This is a genomic window from Streptomyces sp. NPDC013457 (assembly GCF_043089925.1).
Taxonomy (GTDB): Bacteria; Actinomycetota; Actinomycetes; order Streptomycetales; family Streptomycetaceae; genus Streptomyces.
In genome coordinates this window covers 42,986-59,475 of sequence record NZ_JBICBL010000016.1, presented here as the reverse complement: position 1 = coordinate 59,475, position 16,490 = coordinate 42,986, and the positions used below count along the sequence as shown (strand labels likewise).

The 16,490-nt window shown below is 70.0% G+C and carries 16 protein-coding genes; 13 read left to right on the top strand and 3 right to left on the bottom strand.

Features of this window, described 5'->3' with window-relative positions:
* The first annotated feature begins 22 nt into the window (after positions 1 to 22).
* The 3 genes from ACF1G2_RS32935 to ACF1G2_RS32925 all read left to right on the top strand — a co-directional run bounded on the left by ACF1G2_RS32935 (position 23) and on the right by ACF1G2_RS32925 (position 1,880).
* Entirely contained in the window at positions 23 to 274 is a 252-nt protein-coding gene (locus ACF1G2_RS32935) for an antitoxin MazE7 (RefSeq protein ID WP_391801821.1), read from the top strand.
* 4 nt (positions 275 to 278) lie between these two features.
* On the top strand, positions 279 to 656 hold the full coding sequence (locus tag ACF1G2_RS32930; RefSeq protein ID WP_391801820.1) for a toxin Doc: 378 nt from the start codon (positions 279 to 281) through the stop codon (positions 654 to 656).
* Between the two features lie 453 nt (positions 657 to 1,109).
* Positions 1,110 to 1,880, top strand: a complete 771-nt coding sequence (locus ACF1G2_RS32925) for a transposase (protein WP_391801819.1) — start codon at positions 1,110 to 1,112, stop codon at positions 1,878 to 1,880.
* Positions 1,881 to 2,140: 260 nt separating this feature from the next.
* On the opposite strand, the gene ACF1G2_RS32920 is transcribed toward ACF1G2_RS32925, so the two are convergent.
* Positions 2,141 to 2,725 carry a hypothetical protein gene (locus ACF1G2_RS32920; protein ID WP_391801818.1) on the bottom strand — a complete coding sequence of 195 codons (585 nt, stop codon included), beginning with the start codon at positions 2,723 to 2,725 and terminating at the stop codon, positions 2,141 to 2,143.
* A 350-nt stretch (positions 2,726 to 3,075) separates the two neighbouring features.
* Here ACF1G2_RS32920 and ACF1G2_RS32915 point away from each other — a divergent pair, with 350 nt between their 5' ends.
* From ACF1G2_RS32915 to ACF1G2_RS32900, 4 genes are all read left to right on the top strand, one after another.
* Positions 3,076 to 5,175 (top strand): SpoIIE family protein phosphatase, encoded by a 2,100-nt coding sequence (locus tag ACF1G2_RS32915; protein ID WP_391801817.1) that lies wholly within the window; start codon positions 3,076 to 3,078, stop codon positions 5,173 to 5,175.
* 162 nt (positions 5,176 to 5,337) lie between these two features.
* Positions 5,338 to 5,877, top strand: coding sequence for an ArsR/SmtB family transcription factor (locus ACF1G2_RS32910; protein ID WP_391801816.1), 540 nt, complete (start codon positions 5,338 to 5,340; stop codon positions 5,875 to 5,877).
* A 17-nt stretch (positions 5,878 to 5,894) separates the two neighbouring features.
* Entirely contained in the window at positions 5,895 to 7,169 is a 1,275-nt protein-coding gene (locus ACF1G2_RS32905; RefSeq protein WP_391801815.1) for an MFS transporter, read from the top strand.
* 222 nt (positions 7,170 to 7,391) lie between these two features.
* Positions 7,392 to 7,619, top strand: a complete 228-nt coding sequence (locus tag ACF1G2_RS32900; RefSeq protein ID WP_391801814.1) for a hypothetical protein — start codon at positions 7,392 to 7,394, stop codon at positions 7,617 to 7,619.
* A 78-nt stretch (positions 7,620 to 7,697) separates the two neighbouring features.
* Here the strand turns inward: ACF1G2_RS32900 and ACF1G2_RS32895 are convergent, their stop codons facing one another.
* Positions 7,698 to 8,486 (bottom strand): alpha/beta fold hydrolase, encoded by a 789-nt coding sequence (locus ACF1G2_RS32895; protein ID WP_391801813.1) that lies wholly within the window; start codon positions 8,484 to 8,486, stop codon positions 7,698 to 7,700.
* A 204-nt stretch (positions 8,487 to 8,690) separates the two neighbouring features.
* Here ACF1G2_RS32895 and ACF1G2_RS32890 point away from each other — a divergent pair, with 204 nt between their 5' ends.
* Both ACF1G2_RS32890 and ACF1G2_RS32885 read left to right on the top strand, forming a co-directional pair.
* On the top strand, positions 8,691 to 9,248 hold the full coding sequence (locus ACF1G2_RS32890; RefSeq protein ID WP_391801812.1) for a hypothetical protein: 558 nt from the start codon (positions 8,691 to 8,693) through the stop codon (positions 9,246 to 9,248).
* Positions 9,249 to 9,384: 136 nt separating this feature from the next.
* The gene (locus ACF1G2_RS32885) at positions 9,385 to 10,167 is read left to right on the top strand and encodes a hypothetical protein (protein WP_391801811.1); all 783 of its coding nucleotides are present in this window, start codon (positions 9,385 to 9,387) and stop codon (positions 10,165 to 10,167) included.
* A 204-nt stretch (positions 10,168 to 10,371) separates the two neighbouring features.
* Here the strand turns inward: ACF1G2_RS32885 and ACF1G2_RS32880 are convergent, their stop codons facing one another.
* Positions 10,372 to 11,160, bottom strand: a complete 789-nt coding sequence (locus ACF1G2_RS32880) for an alpha/beta fold hydrolase (protein WP_391801810.1) — start codon at positions 11,158 to 11,160, stop codon at positions 10,372 to 10,374.
* A 277-nt stretch (positions 11,161 to 11,437) separates the two neighbouring features.
* Between ACF1G2_RS32880 and ACF1G2_RS32875 the strand changes: the two genes are divergently transcribed.
* The 4 genes from ACF1G2_RS32875 to ACF1G2_RS32860 all read left to right on the top strand — a co-directional run bounded on the left by ACF1G2_RS32875 (position 11,438) and on the right by ACF1G2_RS32860 (position 16,126).
* A complete protein-coding gene (locus ACF1G2_RS32875) occupies positions 11,438 to 12,697 on the top strand; it encodes a hypothetical protein (protein WP_391801809.1) in 1,260 nt (419 codons plus the stop codon).
* 1,679 nt (positions 12,698 to 14,376) lie between these two features.
* Positions 14,377 to 14,565: a hypothetical protein gene (locus ACF1G2_RS32870; protein WP_391801808.1), complete on the top strand. Its 189-nt coding sequence runs from the start codon at positions 14,377 to 14,379 to the stop codon at positions 14,563 to 14,565.
* A 442-nt stretch (positions 14,566 to 15,007) separates the two neighbouring features.
* The gene (locus ACF1G2_RS32865; RefSeq protein WP_391801807.1) at positions 15,008 to 15,406 is read left to right on the top strand and encodes an SRPBCC family protein; all 399 of its coding nucleotides are present in this window, start codon (positions 15,008 to 15,010) and stop codon (positions 15,404 to 15,406) included.
* Between the two features lie 336 nt (positions 15,407 to 15,742).
* Entirely contained in the window at positions 15,743 to 16,126 is a 384-nt protein-coding gene (locus ACF1G2_RS32860; RefSeq protein ID WP_391801806.1) for a DUF6479 family protein, read from the top strand.
* The last annotated feature ends 364 nt before the right edge of the window (positions 16,127 to 16,490 follow it).

The following is a 16,490-nucleotide window of genomic DNA, read 5'->3' as shown; positions in this document are numbered from 1 at the left end:
TACCGCGCGGCATACTTGGGGCATGGCAGACACCACCGTCAAGATCGACGACACGACACGGGACCGGTTGAAGGCCTTGGCCGACGGCGCCGGTCTGTCCATGAAGGACTACCTCGCGCAGGTCGCCGCGGAGAAGGAGCAGGAGTTGCTCCAGGAGAGCGCCACCGCCGCCTTCCGCCGCGCCATCAGCGCCCCTGGGATCATGGACCGGTTCGACGCCGAATTCGGCGGCCTTCCGCCCACGACCAAGCACGAGACTCCGCGGGCGGCCTGAAGCCGTGGATCTGCTGATTGATCACCGTTGGCTTCTCGAGCGGCAGGAAGAGATCCTCCGCAAGGACCTCACGGTCAACGATCTCTCCGTGCTCGTCGGCATGGCCACCCGTCACCGTGTGAACACGCCGCGCCTCGACCAGGCCGACCCCGACCCCTTCTGGCGCGCCGCGGTCTTCCTGGAGGAGTGTGTCCTGCTGCGCCCTCTCCCCGCCCGTAACGAGCTGTACGGATACGGGCTGGCCATCGCCTACCTGGAGGCCTCCGGCCACCGGGTGGACACCTCTTTCGAGCCGTGGCGGGACCTGATCCACGAGATCCGGCGGCTGCGCCTTGACTCCTACGACATCGCAGATCACCTCAGATCCTGGAGTACGTCGTAGACAGCGCCAGGTGAAGAAGCCAACCGTCCGGCACGAGCGCCGCAGCCACCGACGGCGGAGCGGTCCTGGGCGAGGGCACCACCGTGCGGAGCACGGTCGTCGTCGCGACGGACGAGCGGCCGCCAGCGGCCTGCTGCCCGGCCTGAGGGACGGTCGAGGTGCCCGTCCTGCTGACAGGTCAGCGGGGGAGGGGCTAGGGCGTGTGGCGAAAGTAGCGCCGTCCGCCCGAAGGGCGGGCCCCGCGGCGTCATGGGGGTCCCCCCTGCTCGAGCGCAGCCGAGAGCTTGGGGGAGCGTGCGATCGCAAGGCGGAGGGTCGTCCTCGTACCGGGCGTACTCGGACGATCCCGACAACGCAGCGAGCGTGCGTGCCAGGCGTCGCGGGGCAGGCGGGACTTTCGAAACACGCCCTAAAGGGTGTTGCAGAAGGCTCAGTTCCGGGCATTTTGCCCGTATGGGTGGGGTGTTGCGGGCTGAGTCGGTGTGGGTGGAGACGTTCACGGGCTTGCGAACGGACCGGTTCGCCAAGCTGGTGAAGGTGGTGCGGGAGCGGGGTGGAAACGGTCCCGGTGGGGGCAGGCCCTGGTGCCTGCCACTGCCCGACCGGGTCCTGCTGGTGGCCGTCTACTACCGCACGAATCTCACCATGCGCCAGCTCGCCCCACTCTTCGGGATCTCCCCGGCCACCGTCTGCCGGGTCATCCAGCGCCTGCGGCCACTGCTGGCACTGGAGCCGGCCCCACGGCCGGTCGCCGACGTGGACCGGCTGTGGATCGTGGACGGAACCCTCATCCCCGTCCGCGACCGCAGCGTGGGCGCTTCGTCGAGGAACTACCGGTTCTCGGCGAACGTGCAGGTCATCATCGACGCGGACAGCCGGCTGGTCGTCGCGAGCGCACGCCCGGCGCCGGGCAACAAGGCGGACGCCCACGTCTGGCGCGAGTCCGATCTGCCAGCCGCGGCAGCCGGCACGACGGTCATTGCCGACGGCGCCTACCTGGGCACCGGCCTGATCGTCCCGCACCGCAGAAGGGCTGGACGGCCCCTCCTGCGGGGCCAGGAAGAGGACAACGCCGAACACCGACGCGTTCGCGCTCGGGTCGAGCACACCTTCGCCCGCATGAAGAACTGGAAGATCCTCCGCGACTGCCGCCAGAAAGGAGACGGCCTTCACCACGCGGTCCAGGCCGTCGCCACCATGCACAACCTCGCCATGACACGATGAAACAGCAGGTCAAGCACCACTTCGGCCTGCCGAAACCGGACCTTCTGCAACACCCTTTAGGGCGTGTTGCGAAAGTAGCGCCGTCCGCCCGAAGGGCGGGCCCCGCGGCGTCATGGGGGTCCCGCAGCCGAGAGCTTGGGGGAGCGTGCGATCGCAAGGCGGAGGGTCGTCCTCGTACCGGGCGTACTCGGACGATCCCGACAACGCAGCGAGCGTGCGTGCCAGGCGTCGCGGGGCAGGCGGGACTTTCGCAGCACGCCCTAGTGGCCAGGACGGGGCAGGTAGGGGGCGATCCGACGGTAGCGCTTCCACAGGGCGTACAGCTGCTGGGTGGGCCGTTGCTGTTCGCCGTGGACGGCGTTGAGGACGAGCAGGCCGCCTGTCAGCGCCGGCACCACCCACTGCATGACCTCGAGGTGGTGCTCGGCCTTCTTCGTCTCCGCAGGATGCTGCCCGGCCTTCTCGGCGTCCGGCGTGCTCTCCGAGGAAACGTATTCGATCTTCTTGCCGAGCATGCGCGTGTAGGCCGTCGCTGCGAGCGCGGCGCCGGTCAGTGCGGTCTTGACGATCGTGGAGGCGGCCACACCCTGCTGGGTGACGACCCGTGCCGCATTCGCGGCGAGCAGCCCGCCGGTGCCGACCATGTGCATCCCGATCGCGGCCGCACCGACCGGGGCCCACTTCGACCAGCCCGAACTCGCGATGCGCCCGCCGAGTTCCCAGTCGCCCCCGCTCTGTGCTCTGGCTGCGCCGTTGAGGCCGACCGCGCCCATGAGGGATCCGCCGAACCAGGCGGCCAGACCGATGTCGTGCAGGCTTCTCAGGACGGTGTTGCGAGCGGGCATGGGCCCCTCCTCGGGCATGCACGGAGCCGCGGCAACGCTTCGGCCGCTGCGGCTACCGTTCCTCGCGACGGCGGGCCCCGCCATCTCGGCTGCTCCGACCGGCCCATGCGTCGGCACCCGTGCGAGACCACCGTCGTCCCCACCACCGTCGTCCCTCGTGGCAACGGCGGAGGCGGCGCCGTGCTCCACCACGGCCTCGTGGTCACGGATCGGACCGGCCCGCATCACCCGCCCCATCCGCTGCGGTGGCCGACTCGGCGTGGTGGGCGTTGCATGAGAGGCACGCAGTCCATCGTCTTGTCGAACGGACGTTTGCAGTGGTTCGTGAGGATCATCCGGACAGCCGGTCGGTGCCCGAGGGAATGGGGGACGCCGTCCTGGACGCGCTGTTCTCCCAGTCACCCATGGGCCTCCACGTCTACGACCGAGGCCTGCGCCTGGTACGGGTGAACCCATCCGCTCGGCTGATGCGGCAGTTCCCGGTCGACCGGCTGCTCGGCCGTACGCTTCCCGAGATCCTGCGGACCCTCGACGTCACCGATCCGGCAACCGTGGAACGGGCGGCTCGCCGTGTACTGGAAACAGGCACTCCTGAGATCGAACTGAGCATCCGGGCCCGCGACCGGGCCGGCCCACCGGTCGAGGCCGTCGCCTCGGTGTCCGTGTTCCGCCTGGAGCGAGCCGACGGCACTGTGCTGGGGCTGGCAGCCGCGGTGACCGACGTGACCGCCCGGATGCGGGCGGAAGCGGAGGTGCGGCTTCTGAACGAGGCGGCCGCACGGATCGGGACCACGCTCGACGTCTTCCGTACGGCTGCCGAGTTCTGCGAGGTCGCCTCCCCTGCGCTGGCCGACACCGTGACCGTCGACGTCTACGACGAGGTCCTCCGCGGCCGGGCTCCCACCGCTGACGCACTCGATCGGAACCAGACCGTCCGACGCGCCGGTTTCCGCTCGGTCGCCGGACCGGACCAGCAGGGCGTCCCCGTCGTCGGCGAGGTCGACGTGTACCCGCTCGGCACGCCCCACCGCACGGTCCTGGACACCCTGGCCCCCAAGCTGATCCGAGAACTTCGCCCGAACGCCCCGTGGATCGATCTCGCGCGTGGACGCGACGCCCGGATCCTGAGCGCGGGAACGCACTCGATGCTTCTGGTCCCCATCCGGACACGGGGCGTGGTGCTCGGTCTTGCCTGCTTCTACCGGTGGCACAACCCGACCCCGTTCGACCACCGGGACCTGCGGCTCGCGCAGCAGCTCACCGCGCACGCAGGCCAGTGCCTGGACAACGCCCGGCTCTACAGCCGCGAGCGCTCGGCCGCCCGCATCCTGTCCGGTGGGTTCGCCCACACGAAGGCCTCCGTGGACGCGTCCGTCGAGCTCGCCCGCACCCACCTGCCGGCCGGCACAGGCGGCGGCTGGTACGACGCCATCCCCCTCTCCGGGTCCAGGGTCGCGCTTGTTGCCGGGGACACCATTTCCGGGACATCCAGCCCAGGAGTGATGAGCGAGGTCCGGGCGGCCATCGAGGTGCTCGCCGATCTCGACCTGCCGCCGGACGAGATCCTTCAACGCCTGCACGACCTCGCCAGCCGCCCCACCACTCCGGCGGACGCGGATGCGTCCGATGCCGGCGAAGCCCCGCCCGCCACCTGTCTCTGCGTCGTCTACGACCCGGTCACGCGGCTGTGCGCCGCAGCGAGCGCGGGACACCCCTCGCCGATTCTGGTGCATCCGGGCGGCGACGTCGAAGTGTTCGATGTCGCGGCAGGGTCACCACTGGGCCAAGGGCGTGGGCAGTACGCGCTCACCGAACGCGCCCTGCCCGAGGGCACCACGTTGCTGATCTACAACATCGCCCTGCTTGCCGGGTCCGCTCCCGGGACGACGCCGCTGAGCCTGGTGAGCGAGCAGTTCGCCGAGCCCCGACCTTCGCTGCAAGCCGCGTGCGACGCGTGCGCCGATGCCCTCGCCCCGCAACAACCCCCGCGCGACGCCTATCTGTTGCTGGCCCGCACACGGACACTGGACGATTCCCAGACCAAAGCCTGGACCTTCGTCAACGCCCCCGAGAGCGCTGGTCAGGCCCGCAAACGAGCCGCCGAGCAACTCGCGGAATGGGGACTCGCCCAGGACGTCATCGACGACACGGCGCTCGTCGTCAGTGAACTGGTCACCAACTCCGTGCGCTACGCCAAGGGTCCGATCCAGTTGCGCCTCATCCGCGACGGCGACACCACCCTCGTGTGCGAAGTCACCGACGACAGCAGCGCCAGTCCCCATCTCCGCCGCGCCCTGGACACGGAAGAGAACGGCCGGGGCCTCTTCATCACCGCCCAGCTCACCGAGCGCTGGGGCGTGAGGCCCTTGGGGCGGGGCAAGACGCTCTGGGCCGAACGCGTCGTCGCAACACCTCCCGACTCCGAACACGCTCACGCCCCGGAGGCATGACCGTACGCACGCGGCAGTCCGCCGTCGAGCCGCTGCTCCGGTAGCCGCCTGTCGGACTGTGGTCCCGGTCGCCGGGCCTGAGCATGGTGCAGAACCTCGGTCTCCGAAAGTCTGCGCGAAATGCCCTTGCTCAATGGTCAAGAATCGTTGACCATTACTCGCATGCCCACCGATGATCTTCCCGAGACGTTCCACGTCACCACGGACGAGCAGCTGCGCGCCGTCTCCAACCTCACGCGCCACCGGATCATGGCCGTACTCCGCTTCGAGCCCGCGACGATCACGCAGATCGCCGAACGAGTGGGCCTGGCGAAGGGGAGTTCCAGCTACCACGTGCGGCTGCTGGAGCGGGCCGGTCTGGTGAAGGTGGTACGGACGCGAAAGGTGCGAGGTGTCACCGAGCGGTACTACGCGATGGCCGCGCGGTCGATCGTGCTGCCTGATCCGGGCGAGGGAGGACCGGATGTGCTGATGCGGCATGCGGTGGCGGACCTGGAGGCCTCGCCGGCGGATGGCGAGCGGCACGTACGGATGGCGCACCTGCGGCTCACCGAGGAGCAGTTCGCGGAGCTGGGCGCGCGGCTGCAGGCACTGGCGGACGAGTACCGCGAGCTGTCCGATCCGTCGCTGCCGGACGCGTCACTCGTCTTCGCGCTGTTCCACCCGGCGCCCCGCGGCCAGGCCGAAGGAGACTCCAAGTGACCGCAGACGCTCAAAAGTTGCCGACCGGGTTCGGACGGCTGTGGACCGCGCAGACGGTGTCCTCGCTCGGTGACGGGGTGTCGCACGCCGCGCTGCCGCTGATCGCGTTGACGCTGACGCGGGATCCGATGGCGCTCGCCGTCGTCACGGCCGCCGGGACGCTGCCCTGGCTGCTCTTCGGGGTGCTCGGCGGTGCGTTGGTGGACCGCTGGGACCGCCGGCGCACGATGTGGGTCGTGGACGCGGCACGTGCGATGCTGCTCGTGATACCCGCGGTGGCGGCGGCGGTCGACATGCTGAGCATTCCGCTGCTCGCGGTCGTCGCCTTCCTGCTCGGCCTCGGCGGACTCTTCTTCGACACGGCCGCCACGGCCTACCTTCCCGACCTGCTCGGCCGCGACCCCGCGCTCCTGGAGCGCGCCAACTCCCGCCTTCGCGGCGCCCAGACCGCCATGTCCGGCTTCGCGGGTCCGCCCGCGGGCAGTGCGCTGCTTGCCCTCGGACGCGCGGTTCCGCTGCTCGCCGACGCGGTGTCGTTCATGCTGTCCGCACTGCTCGTACGGTCGCTTCCCGCCGTACCCCGGCCCGTGCGTGAAGCCCGTGAGTCACTGCTCCACCAGGCGCGGGCCGGTGCCTCGTACGTCTTCCGGGACCGTCTCCTGCTCGGGCTCGCGCTCCGCCCGGCGGTCGGGAACATCTCCTTCCTCGCCGTCGAGACCGTCCTCGCCCTCTTCGCCCACGACCACCTCGGCATCGACACCTACGGCTTCGGCCTGCTCCTCACGGCGGAGGCCACCGGCGGTCTGCTCGGTGCGGGCATCGCCTCCCACCTTGGCCGACGCCTCGGCACCGGAACCGCACTGACCTGCACAGCCGCAGTCGAAGGACTCGCCATCCTGGGCCTGGCCGCTGCCCCGAACCCGTTCGTGGCCGGTCTGGCGCTCGCCGTCTGTGGGGCCGGCATGGGCGCCACGATGGTGCTCGCACCCTCACTCCGGCAGGCGATCGTCCCCGCCCACCTCATGGGCCGGGTCGCCTCCACCTCCCGGATGCTGGCCATGTGTGCCGCTCCCCTCGGGGCCTTCCTCGGCGGCTGGCTGGCGACCGGCTACGACATCCGTACCCCGCTCTATGCCGCTGGGGCCCTCCTCCTGGCGATGACGGCCGTCACCGCGTCCATGACCACCAACCGCCGGGTCGAAGCGGCGCTGCGTGCCGCCACACCGGACAACGGCCCGGACCACCCGGAATTCAAGGATCCCGCCCAGAAGAGCGCACCCGTCGTGTCGTGACGCCTGCCAGGAAGACGCCACGACACCACGGAACGGAGGGAGAAACGCCAGAAGCGCCCCTTCTCGACCGACGCCGTGAAGGGGCGCACGGGCATCAGCTCAGCACCATGCCACCGTCACCTGGTTGGCAACCAACGACGCCCGCACGAAGCCGACCCACTTGTTGCCCTTTCGGGTCGTGTCGCCGTGCCCGTTGTCGTGACGGCGTGCAACGGTCTCCCCATGACCGCAGACTCCCCATCGCCGGCCCGCATCACCGTGCTGGGCGTCCTTCCTGGCAACCCCCCGTTCCGCATGGTCGAACTCGACGGCGAGCTTGCCGGCAGGGCGACGTCGATGACGGACGTGCTGGTGATCGCTGCGGAGGCGGGGCTCACCATCCATGATCTCGATGACCCGGCCGAGGTCCGGTGGGTCGGGGGAGGCAAGACCACCTGGACTGTGCACTGAGGGGACCCGCGCTTTCACCGACGACGGTGCGGTCCAGCGTCAGGGGGTGGTGTCGTCCGTTCGCTTCCGCGACCGCCCTCAGGGGTGTTCATCCTGCTCTCGGTCCGCGAGTGCCGCCGCGGTGGCACTCACGAAGGCTTCCGGGTTGTCCAGCATGATGACGTGTCCGCAGTCCGGGATCGCAACGACGGACACCCCGGCTTCGATAAGGGCTTCAGCGCCCGGGAGCGGGCCGTCGGCAGCAGGCAGCAGGTAGGTGCGGGGGATCTTCAGCTCCAGCAAGAGCTCACGCATGGTGGGGACGGTGCCGCGGGTGAGGTGGACCGCGCTGCGATGCAGGGCCGCACGGCCGGCGAGGCGCATCGTGGACCACCAGTGCGCACCGACCCGGTCGCGGACCTCTTCCCATCCTCTTGCGACAAACTCCCGCTCGGAGTAGGAGGCGATGCCACTGCTGCCTGCTGCGGCGGGCTCGGGCGGGATCGGGTCGAGGTTGGCGTCGACCAGGACCAGCCGAGAGACCAAGTGGGGGTGGCGGGCGGCCAGGACGATGGCTACCGAGCCGCCCATGCTGTGCGCGATCACCTCGGCACCGGCTACGCCCGAGCTGGTGAGCACGGTGGCGAGCGCATCGGCATGCGATTCCAGCGTGTAGTCGAAGCCCGTCGGCCGGTCGCTGATGCCATGCCCCAGCAGGTCGACCAACAGAGACCGGCGACCTGCCAGCAGAGGATGGACCGCGACCTCCGTGAAGTAGGCAGGCGACGTTGCGCCCAACCCATGTACGTAGACGCGGGGCGGCTCCTGCCCGGGCAGCTCGACCCAACGGATGCGATCGCCCTCGGGCGTTATGACGACGCTGCGCACAGCCTGCTCCCTTGTGGTCAAAAGTGATGGGGAGACGACCTTAGCTACCGAAGCTCCGTGCACCACCACCGCCGCTTGCCCGATGGTCGGGCTGGCGGAGGTGTTGGTGGCGCGCCGGGTCCCCATTCCCCCCGGATCTCTTCCCGCGGGTTTGAGTATCCGTGCTCATGCGGCCGGCACCGTCTCGTCCGTACGGTCGAACCCATGAGGAAGACTGCCGTGCTCCCGGTCCTGCTGCTCGCCGCCCTGACGACCACGGGCTGCTCCGTGCTGGAGCGGGAGTATCCCTCCGCCGACCCGTCAACGCTCTCCCAGCGCCTGACGGACCGCGCGCAGTGGGCGTACGACGGCATGGCCCTGCCACCCCACGAGGCGGTGAGGCCCGCCCAGGTGGTACCCGGCCACAGCTGCTACGCGGGCGGACTCAGCATCGAGAAGACACTGCCGGACGTCGTCACCTACGACCTCAGCTGGACGGTCGAGGACATCTCAGCCGACGTCGCCCGTGGCGCGGAGGCTCGGCTGCGCCAGAAGTTCACCTCGGCGGGCTGGACCCTCACCCACGACGGAAACCGCCGGGGCAAGGACTTCGTCGAGTTCGGGTTCCGCGTCCAGGACCCGGCGAGCGGTGACCAGTTCGACCTGGCGTGGAACGACTCGACCACCTCCCTCTTCCTGTCGGGCTACACCTCCTGCGCGAAGGTCCCCCAGTCGGCGGCCGACACCCCGTCGCCGAAGACCTGGACACCGCAAACAGTCTGACGCGCCGCAGCCCGTCGCCCTCGCCGGGCGAGCCGCCGAGACCACACCCCCGGGCCGGCGCATGGGGGCCGCGTCCTGAGGGCATCACGGCTGGGTGAAAACAACGGGGTACGGACGGGGTTGGTATTACGGGCGGATGCCCGTCTGGTTACGGATACTGTTCGTCCTCGCGGCCGGATGGGGAGTCCTTCTCTGCGGGCAGCAGGTCGCCGAGGGGTACGGACAGACCATGGTGTACCGCGATGCGCCGGTCTGCGAGGTCGGGAACGCCAAGGGGAGCGGAGGCGACGGAGAGGCGTGCGTGCGGCGCGAGGCGGGCACGGTGCTCGACCGTAGGACGGGCGAGCGCTGCACCTCCAACGGCACGAGCGGCGGCACGAGCGGCGGCATCACGACGATCGGCGGAGGCGGCGGCATGGCCACCGCCGGCGGCAGCATGGGCGGGGCCGTGACCGGTGGGGTATCCACCGGGGGTGGCGGAGGCGGTACGACGTGCACGACGTACTACGACGTCGAGGTGGAGTGGCCCGACCGCGCCGCCTGGTTGGCGGTGGGGTCGGAGACGTACGAGGACGTCAAGGCGGGGGACCGGGCCGAAGTCCGGTTGTGGCGTGGTGAGGTCGTGGGGCTCGAGGTGGGCGGACGCACCCATTCCTACGCACCCTCCTCGGAGACCGGGGTCCTGTGGTGGCTCGCGCTGGGCACTCTGATCTTGGCGGCGGGTGCATGGGGAATGGTGAGCGGACGGCTCTCGGGCCTCATCGCCTTCCCCAACTTCGGCTGGCCGTTCCTGGCCTTGGGGCTCGGCTGGCTCGGCGCCATGGCGCTGTTCGGCGGGCCCCTTCTGGTCTGGGGATTCGCGATCTTGTGGACGGGGTTCGCGGTCTTCTGGATCGTGGGCGCGTGGCGGGACGGGTGACCGGCTGTTCCGCGTCGATCCGCCGTCCCGAGCAGCTTGAGGAGCGCGTCGGTGAGCTGCCGCAGGCCGACGTCGATGCCCTGATCCCGGCGTTCGACGAGCCGGGCGATGTACGTGACGAGGGATGTCGCCGGGGCTGTGACTCAGGGTCCCGGCGGGCGCAGCGCGACAGAGCTGCGGGCTCGGGTGGCATCGTGCGCCGGTTCAGGAGTGGGAGCCGCAGAAGTCGCGCACGGCTCGGTTGAACTCCTCGGGCCGTTCCAGATTGCTGACGTGCCCCGCGCCGGGGATCACGACCAGACCGGCATTCGGGATCGCCTGCTGGAGCTGCCGCGCGACGGCCAGTGGTGAGCGGACGTCCTGCTCTCCCCACAGCAGGAGAGTGGGTACCGACACGGTGGGCAGGAGATCCCGCTGGTCCGTCCGGGCCATGAGAGACAGCTGCGTCCGCATGGTCTCGGGGCGCGCGGCGGCGGCCATCGCGTCCAGCAGCGGTACGAACTCGGCAGGTGGCTCGCCGGCGAACAGTCCGGGGAGCGTCGGACCGAACTCCCCGTGCGGCGCGGACAGCATCCGGTGCGCGCCCTCGACCCGGGCACGCACCTCCTCCGCGGGCAGCGAGCCCTTCCAGCCGGCATAGGTGTCGATGAGGATCAGTGTCTTCACGAGGTCCGCGTGGTGGTGGTAGAACTCCAGGGCGACAGTGCCGCCCCACGAGAGGCCGGCGATGTGAGCCGGACCGAGCCCCTGCGACTCCACGACGGCGGCCAGACAATGGGCGTAGTCAGCGAGGCTGAAAGACCCGGGGATGTCGGAGGAACGGCCGGCTCCGGGCTCGTCCCACGCCACGACCGTGAACGCGTCCGCCAGCGCGTCGAGTTGCGGCCGCCAGACGCGGGCGTCCTCCGCCGCACCATGCAAGAACACGATGGGCGGCCCTTCGCCCACACGGTCGTAAGCGACCATCAACCCGTTGACCCGTACCGTCGCCATGACTTCAGGGTAGGCGCGCCCGCCGACGCTTTCGCCGTTGCTCGGCCGGCTCCGCGCGCCACCGCCCCCGACGACCTCGGTCTTCACTGTCCATACGGCGCGCGCACCGCACGGACAGGAGGTAGCGGCGTGGGTTCGGGAGGGCTTTTCGCCCGGTTGGGCGAGTGTGGTGTTGCCTCGGATGGCGCAGCGTGAAGTTCCGCGTACTAGTGGTGGTGAGGTACGCGCTTTCAGCGCGTCATGAGCCAGCCATGGCGGATGCCGTGGGTGGCTGTGAATGGAGTTCAGCATGGCCCCCGATTTCTTCGACAGCACTCCGGCGAGCGATGACACGGAGCGCCGCGCTGTCGGCTCAGAGCACAAGTCCAGTTCTCTCCCTGACCGCGGGCCGGTTCGCAGCACGCGGTCGCCTGCTGTTCCGGAAGCCACGGTGCCGGCATTGGAGGCTGCTGCCGTGCCGCCGGGCGGAACTGCTCCGGTGGCTGCGGTCATCGCCGGCGCGCAACGAGGCTCTGCTCCTCCGGCGCCCTCCGCCGCGTCGTTCGCCGTCGGCCCGTCCGGAACCGTGGAAGCGGCGGTCGCGGAGTCTGCTGACTCGAAGACGGCCGCTGAAGAGCCGGCTGTCCCGGGAGCGGCGGCCATGGAGGCTCCGGACGGTGAGGAGGCACTGCACACGCTGCTGTGGACGGCAGCGACGGAGCGTCCGGTGCCCGAGGTCGCTGCGCTGGTGGCCCGGCTCAAGGACTCTGCCGCGGTGTCATGTCCCGCCGACGTGGCGCTCCGCGCCGCCGCGGTCTCCCGGCCCCTGGATGAGGTACGGCAACTGGTCGTCCTGCTCAACGAGGCGGGCTACGACCTGCACCAGGCCAAGACCACACTGCGCGCCGCGGCCGTGGGCCGGCCGATCGAGGACATCGTCGAACTCGTGAACATCATCGGAACCGACAGCAGCAGCTGGCGGACCCTGGGCGGCACCGACGCCGAGTCATCCCAGGCCGCGCCGGGGCAGAGCACCGAACCCTCGTCGCGGCAATCCGCGGCCGCGGCGGAGCCTGTATCGGAAACGATCCGCAGGGTCCTGAAGCCGGCGAAAGCGCCCTCGGACCATCCGGCAACGGCAACTCCGGCAGCTCACGTTCCATCCTCCGCGCTGCACTCAAGGCTGCGCTGGCCTGCGGCGATCGCGCTGTTCGCCTGCGGACTGGTCCATCTGCCGACCGGCGTGCCGGGCCTGTCCGGCGGCACCGCCGCGACGGTCTCCGCCCTGATCACCGCCTGCTGCCTCCTGTGCGGCGCATGGCTGGCGGTGCGGGACAGCACGAGGGCCTGGTTCGCTGCGGCGGCGGTCGCGGCTGCGCTGATCGCACTGCACGCCCTGGCCGGCGCGCGCACGGTGGACCTGCTGAACAGCAGCCTCGGTTCCCGGCTCATCTGGGCACAGGCTCTGACGGTCCTGACGGCTGCGGCTGTCATCGCCCTGGCGGCGATGGTACTGCTCCGCAGCACAAGAGCCACCACAACGGCCGACCGTGCCTGACAGCCGGCGGAACGCGGCGCACGGTGCCATAGCACGGTGGTGACCCCGGTTGCCGTCTGGGGATGTGGCTTCTCTCCCCGCCCTCGATGAGGCGGGGAAGGAGCCAGCCCCTGGTACGCCCGGTCTCCTCTTGCGAGGCGGGTGAGGGCGCGGGAGGCGGGCTGCCGAGACCGTGGCCGAGGCCGCCGACCGGAGCGTGCACCCGGAGGGTCCGCGCCGCCGGCGGCCACGGCCGACTGCCCACGCCGCGTGCCCGATGGCGACGTGGGAGAAGACGCACGCAGCAGGCCCGTACCCAGCAGTCGAGCCGGTCCGCGGCCAGCAGCGGCGCGGCCCGCCGGACACTGCCGACAGAGCGCACACGGAAGTCGTCCAGTTGGGTGAGGCGGTCGTTGGCGCCAGCGAGGCTGACGCGAAGGCCGTCGATTCGCCGAGCCACCCCCTTCGCTCAGCCTCGGCCATGCGGTCGAGGAGGTTCTGGCAGATCCCGATAAGTGGTGGTCGCGGTGGGATCGGGCCCGACCTGGGTGGAGCTGGCCGGGAGTCTGGCCGCTGGCGGGGACAGCTCAGTAGAGGTGTTCGGGCCGGTGCGGGTCATCCCAGCGAGCGGGACCGGTGAGTCCTAGCAGGCGAATTCGATGGAGTTGTTCCTCGGAGCCGTCGTGCGTGGGCAGCCGTGCGGGAGCGACTCGGACGAGCCAGGCCGCGAGCTCGGCACGCCAGGCCTCTGGGTCGTTGTTCCCCAGGCACCACGGCTCCCAAGGAAGTGCGTCCACGAGCAGGTCGTACTCCCAGAGAGAAACCGCCCGAGCAAGGTGCTGGTCTGCGACAGGGTGGCCCAGCGCCTCCCAGGCCTCCAGCCACGGCGTGAGCATGGCCGATGCCTCGGCACACAGCTTGAGGAACTCGTGCGCCGGGAAGGCGGGGTCGGGTTCGGTGAGGCTATGCGCCCACCAGGCGTTCAGGAACTCCCGGACCGCCGCGCTCTGATCGGCGGGCCACTGTTGCCAGCGGCCACGAGCGAACGATTGCCCGACCCAGTCGGCGAACGTCGGATCGACGCGCCCGTCGACGAGCTCCCTGGCGAGCTGAGGAAGGATGCGACGGAGTACGGCTCCGTGGTCATTCCAGTCGGGAGCGTTCCAGGCGCGGGTATGCAGTAGGTCGGCGGCGAGCTCCAGGTCGGGGACTTTCAGTTGGGCAAGCTCTTCGGCACTGCCCCAATGGGCAGGCGCACTGGGCCTCGTCGCTGCGAGCTGTCATCCCGCGAAAAGTACTGGCCACGCAGCCCAGCGCCTGGTCGAGTCGGAGTCGTGTGGGAGTGGCATCAGAGGGCATCGGTGCCGGCACCGCCTTCGGGGACTCCGGGCGGCTTCCGCCAGCCGAAGATGACAACACTACTCACCCCCTGGGCCCAGTGGCGCCGGCCCACAGAACGCAGGAGTGGATGGGCCGCGCCGCTCGCGGTCATGGCGCACCGCGTCCTCCACGACTCACCGACCAGGCTGTCGCGCTCGGCCCCCAAGGACGCGGCCCGGAGCCTGCGTAGCGCGCTTGCAGCGGCAGCCGACCGAGAAGCTCCGCCGCTGGTCACCGATTCCTCGAACAATCCGGGCACCGGGAGGGTTGACGCCGACCGTGCGGCGCGGTGCCATGAATGAGGATGGAGGGGGTGCGGGGTGAGCGACGAGGACGGCGCCGCCGAGGGCAGGGGTGACGATCATCCGCCGAGGCCGGGCCCTTCCGGATTCGAGGACGGTTTCTGGCTGGTGGTGCTCGCGCTGATCGTGGTGGTTGTCTTCCTGATCGGCCTCATGGGCGCGGACACCGGGCCTGCGAACCAGGACGGGTACACCGGCTGGCATTGAACGGGTGCGCGAGAGGTACCTCACTCCCGTCCCGGTCCGGCCCCATTCACCTGGCAGAGGGTCAGACGCATATCAAGGATGACAGCGCGCATCGCGGCGGGTCGGCCGACCCGCACAGTGCTTCGGCCGAGTTGCCACTGCATCTGGCAGGCCCAGACCGCGCATGCGGAGAGACGCCCGACGCGTGCGTCGCGCGCGAGGTCCGAGTGGCACGGTCAGGATGATGCGTGACACTGGTGAGACTGTGTATGCGGGACGGTGGTCCACCGCCAGGCCGATCGCCGAGAGGGGCACGTCGCGTGAGCAAGTCCAGAGCCGTGGCGCGTGTCGCCCGCCGGTCGCCGGGCCGAGCCGCGCCCCCGCGTCTGGGGCAAGCCAGGCCCTCGCCGCGTGCTGAGTCGCCGTCGGCTACCGCCGGGTCCTCTGGGACGGCTGCGGGTCCATGGCGGTGCTGACACTTCGGGCCGCAGGGCCGGCTTCCGCCGAGGAGGTCTGGTCCTGCTATTCCCTCCCCGCGCACTGGGTGGCGTGGTCGCCTCAGATCAGAGCGGTAAGAGTCGCGGGTGAGCGGATCGTGCCGGGCATGCAGGGAGAGGTCGTGGCGAGATTCGGCGCAATCGCGCATTTCGTCGTGGAATCCGTCGACGAGCCACGGATGCGGTGGGTGTGGCGAGTCCGCATGGGCCCGGTACGTCTGCGGCTGCACCACACTGTCGCTCCGCTCCCGACAGGCTCTGCCACCTTCCTGCGCATCGAAGGTCCCGTTCTCGCCCTCGCGGCCTACGCAGGTCTGGCGCAGTGGGCCTTGAGGCGGCTCGTCGGCGGGCAGGCCCTGCGGTGAGAGTGAGATCGGCACTGCCTGCCCGGTGGCATGGCAGTGGCGCGGTCTCAGGGCCTCCAGCGCAGTTCCCTTCCGTGCTCAGTGGAGCCGGCCATCAGAGCGCTCTCGGCACCCATCCGTACGATCCTCGTCACGGTTGCGGCAGAGGCGAGCCCACATGTCGCGCAGTCGCGCACGCTGGCTTTCTCGTGCTGACCCAATGGCTGAATCCGTCCGGGATTCCCGTCCGGCGCGAGTGGTGCATCCGCCGTCGGCCCACGTGGGAAAGAGTGGATGACGCACCGGGCATCTCGAATCGGCCTCCGGGGAACCGGCGAACACGAGTGAGGTATTCCCATGCACGCGCATCTTCTGGGAGAGCAGGTCATTGCGTCTGGCGTCTGGCAGTCAGGGCTGGCCCAAGTCCTGGGTGGGCTGGTCGTTGTTGCGGTCCTGATCGGTGCCTTCATGCTTGGGATCCGGATCAAGAACAGGGAGCTCCCGCCGCCGGACCCTGAATCGCAGCCGCACCGACCAGCGTCGGATCACCTTCCCGGCGAGATGACTGAATACCGAAAAGCCTCGGAGGTTCCGCCGAACGACGGTGAGCATCGACTGATGCCGTACAACCTCAGTAGCTGGGGCGAGACCGACCCAGAACCGCCGAGCGAGGAGAGGCGTAAGTGGCACGGCATCTCCAGTGGCGGCTTCGGGAGTGGCGGGCCGGGCCACGGTGACTGAGTAGCTGCATCAGAGGACGTCGCACCACCGATGGGTAAACGGGGACCGCTCACGACATCACTGAACGCCGGACCGTCGCCAGTTCGCCGTCGGTGAGCGCGGCAATCGATCCGAGCCGGCGCGAGGGGTGTCCAGGCGGCCGCGTCCCCAGCCGGATCGCCGAGGCCCTGTCCGACGGCGTGTTGCGGCTGGACAGGCCGTCGGCGAGGGCTGGACAGGCCGTCGGCGAGGTCACCCCGACGACGGAGTGGTCCTGGCCGCGGCAGCGCAGTAGCAGAGCGCGGCAATCGTCGTCGCGACGGACACGGCAATCGCTCGAGCCGCACCACGCGTTTCGGTCCACGCCGATACGCGCTTGGGGATC

Excerpts from the sequence above, each read along its gene's own strand:
- ACF1G2_RS32935 (WP_391801821.1), top strand. The coding sequence starts at position 23 with ATGGCAGACACCACCGTCAAGATCGACGACACGACACGGGACCGGTTG.
- ACF1G2_RS32925 (WP_391801819.1), top strand. The coding sequence starts at position 1,110 with ATGGGTGGGGTGTTGCGGGCTGAGTCGGTGTGGGTGGAGACGTTCACG.
- ACF1G2_RS32920 (WP_391801818.1), bottom strand. The coding sequence starts at position 2,725 with ATGCCCGCTCGCAACACCGTCCTGAGAAGCCTGCACGACATCGGTCTG.
- ACF1G2_RS32910 (WP_391801816.1), top strand. The coding sequence starts at position 5,338 with ATGCCCACCGATGATCTTCCCGAGACGTTCCACGTCACCACGGACGAG.
- ACF1G2_RS32900 (WP_391801814.1), top strand. The coding sequence starts at position 7,392 with ATGACCGCAGACTCCCCATCGCCGGCCCGCATCACCGTGCTGGGCGTC.
- ACF1G2_RS32890 (WP_391801812.1), top strand. The coding sequence starts at position 8,691 with ATGAGGAAGACTGCCGTGCTCCCGGTCCTGCTGCTCGCCGCCCTGACG.
- ACF1G2_RS32885 (WP_391801811.1), top strand. The coding sequence starts at position 9,385 with ATGCCCGTCTGGTTACGGATACTGTTCGTCCTCGCGGCCGGATGGGGA.
- ACF1G2_RS32880 (WP_391801810.1), bottom strand. The coding sequence starts at position 11,160 with ATGGCGACGGTACGGGTCAACGGGTTGATGGTCGCTTACGACCGTGTG.
- ACF1G2_RS32875 (WP_391801809.1), top strand. The coding sequence starts at position 11,438 with ATGGAGTTCAGCATGGCCCCCGATTTCTTCGACAGCACTCCGGCGAGC.
- ACF1G2_RS32865 (WP_391801807.1), top strand. The coding sequence starts at position 15,008 with ATGGCGGTGCTGACACTTCGGGCCGCAGGGCCGGCTTCCGCCGAGGAG.
- ACF1G2_RS32860 (WP_391801806.1), top strand. The coding sequence starts at position 15,743 with ATGCACGCGCATCTTCTGGGAGAGCAGGTCATTGCGTCTGGCGTCTGG.